2 protein-coding genes and 1 pseudogene are annotated in these 2,913 nt (G+C 60.6%); all 3 read left to right on the forward strand.

What is annotated here, in order from left to right:
• Positions 1-899, forward strand: a pseudogene (yagF, locus tag DOU50_RS00580) (xylonate dehydratase YagF); the annotation flags it as partial.
• Positions 900-1,125: 226 nt separating this feature from the next.
• Positions 1,126-2,508, forward strand: coding sequence for an MFS transporter (locus DOU50_RS00585; RefSeq protein ID WP_148768499.1), 1,383 nt, complete (start codon positions 1,126-1,128; stop codon positions 2,506-2,508).
• Positions 2,509-2,519: 11 nt separating this feature from the next.
• Positions 2,520-2,913 (forward strand): family 43 glycosylhydrolase (locus DOU50_RS00590; protein WP_148768500.1); only part of this gene is annotated, 394 nt, incomplete at its 3' end.

Raw genomic sequence — 2,913 nt, forward strand, 5'->3', positions numbered from 1 at the left:
TGCGCGCCTTCCTCGCGGGCGGCGTGCCGGAGGTGATGCTCCACCTGCGCGATCTCGGTCTGCTGCACCTCGATGCCATGACCGTCACCGGCCAGACGGTTGGCGAAAACCTCGACTGGTGGCAGGCGTCCGAACGCCGGGCGCGCTTCCGCCAGTGCTTGCGCGAGCAGGATGGCGTGGATCCGGATGACGTGATCCTGCCGCCGGAGAAGGCAAAAGCGAAAGGGCTGACCTCAACGGTTTGCTTCCCGACGGGCAACATCGCGCCGGAAGGTTCGGTGATCAAGGCCACGGCGATCGACCCGTCGGTCGTCGGTGAAGATGGCGTTTACCGCCACACCGGCCGGGCGCGGGTGTTTGTCTCGGAAGCGCAGGCGATCAAGGCCATCAAGCGGGAAGAGATAAAGCAGGGCGATATCATGGTGGTGATCGGCGGCGGGCCGTCCGGCACCGGCATGGAAGAGACCTACCAGCTTACCTCCGCGCTGAAGCATATCTCGTGGGGCAAGACGGTATCGTTAATCACCGATGCGCGCTTCTCGGGCGTGTCGACGGGCGCCTGCTTCGGCCACGTGTCGCCGGAGGCGCTGGCGGGCGGGCCGATTGGCAAGCTGCGCGATAATGACATTATCGAGATAGCCGTCGACCGACTGACATTAACGGGCAGCGTGAACTTTATCGGCACGGTGGACAACCCGCTGACGCCGGAGGAGGGCGCGAGCGAGCTGGCAATGCGGCAGACGCACCCGGACCTGCACGCCCACGACTTTTTGCCGGATGATACCCGCCTGTGGGCGGCATTACAGTCGGTCAGCGGAGGCACCTGGAAAGGCTGTATTTATGACACCGATAAAATTATCGAGGTAATTAACGCCGGTAAAAAAGCGCTCGGTATTTAATTATTTTCTGCGTTAAAACCGTCTGCGGGAAATATTCCGCGGACGGTTTTCGTGTGTCTGCAATTTATTAATTTAAACAATAAGTTGTGATATATCGTTGGCGTCACAAAAGCAAAATAACGTAATTCAGAAATAAGATATGACCATTGCTGGTTAATTGAACAGCTCATTACACTCCATTAACACGATGTTGTAATTCAGCACACTACATAAGGGTGTAATTCTGATGACGCAATTAACCATGAAAGACAAAATTGGCTACGGGCTGGGTGACACCGCCTGCGGCTTCGTCTGGCAGGCCACGATGTTCCTGCTGGCCTACTTCTACACCGACGTCTTCGGCCTGTCGGCGGGCATTATGGGGACGCTGTTTTTGATCTCCCGCGTGCTCGACGCCGTGACCGACCCGCTGATGGGGCTGCTGGTCGACCGCACCCGCACGCGGCACGGCCAGTTCCGCCCGTTCCTGCTGTGGGGCGCCATCCCGTTTGGCATCGTCTGCGTGCTGACCTTCTACACGCCGGACTTTTCCGCGCAGGGCAAAATCATCTACGCCTGCGTGACCTACATTCTCCTTACCCTGGTCTACACCTTCGTTAACGTGCCCTACTGCGCCATGCCCGGCGTCATCACCGCCGACCCGAAAGAGCGTCACGCCCTGCAGTCCTGGCGCTTCTTCCTGGCAGCGGCGGGGTCGCTCGCCATCAGCGGCATTGCCCTGCCGCTGGTGAGCATCATCGGCAAGGGGAACGAGCAGGTGGGCTATTTCGGCGCCATGTGCGTGCTGGGCCTGAGCGGCGTGGTGCTGCTCTACGTCTGCTTCTTCACCACCAAAGAGCGCTACACCTTTGAGGTGCAGCCGGGCTCGTCGGTGGCGAAAGATCTCAAGCTGCTGCTCGGCAACGGCCAGTGGCGGATCATGTGCGCGTTCAAGATGATGGCGACCTGTTCCAACGTGGTGCGCGGCGGGGCGACGCTCTACTTCGTGAAATACGTGATGGATCACCCGGAGATGGCGACCCAGTTCTTACTCTACGGCAGCCTCGCCACCATGTTTGGCTCGCTCTGCTCCTCCCGACTGCTGGGGCGCTTCGACCGCGTCACCGCCTTCAAGTGGATCATCGTCGCCTACTCGCTCATCAGCCTGCTGATTTTCGTCACCCCGGCTGAGCACATCGCGCTGATTTTCGCCCTCAACATCCTGTTCCTGTTCGTCTTTAACACCACTACGCCGCTGCAGTGGCTGATGGCCTCTGACGTGGTGGATTACGAGGAGAGCCGCAGCGGGCGCCGCCTCGACGGGCTGGTGTTCTCCACCTACCTGTTCAGCCTGAAGATTGGCCTGGCGATTGGCGGGGCGGTGGTGGGCTGGATCCTGGCGTACGTCAACTACTCCGCCAGCAGCAGCGTGCAGCCGGTGGAGGTGCTGACCACTATCAAAATTCTGTTCTGCGTGGTGCCGGTGGTGCTCTACGCGGGCATGTTCATCATGCTGTCGTTCTACAAGCTCACCGACGCCCGCGTGGAGGCCATCAGCCAGCAGTTGAGCAAGCACCGCGCGGCGCAGGGCGAGGCCGTTCCCGACGCCGCGACAGCCGCATCCCATTAACCGGAGGCACTATGCAAATCACTAACCCTATTCTGACCGGCTTCAACCCGGACCCGTCCCTGTGCCGTCAGGGCGAGGACTACTACATCGCCACTTCGACCTTCGAGTGGTTCCCGGGCGTGCGCATCTACCACTCCCGCGACCTGAAAAACTGGTCGCTGGTCAGCACGCCGCTGGACCGTGTGTCGATGCTGGACATGAAGGGCAACCCGGACTCCGGCGGCATCTGGGCGCCGTGCCTGAGCTACGCCGACGGCAAATTCTGGCTGCTCTACACCGACGTGAAGATTGTCGACTCGCCGTGGAAAAATGGCCGCAACTTCCTCGTCACCGCGCCGTCCATTGAGGGGCCGTGGAGCGAGCCGATCCCGATGGGCAACGGCGGGTTTGACCCGTCCCTGTTCC

It is taken from the genome of Enterobacter sp. C6, from assembly GCF_008122455.1.
Lineage (GTDB): Bacteria > Pseudomonadota > Gammaproteobacteria > Enterobacterales > Enterobacteriaceae > Enterobacter > Enterobacter pseudoroggenkampii.

Bases quoted from the DNA above. Each gene is read 5' to 3' on its own strand.
- DOU50_RS00585 (WP_148768499.1), top strand. From the start codon at position 1,126: ATGACGCAATTAACCATGAAAGACAAAATTGGCTACGGGCTGGGTGAC.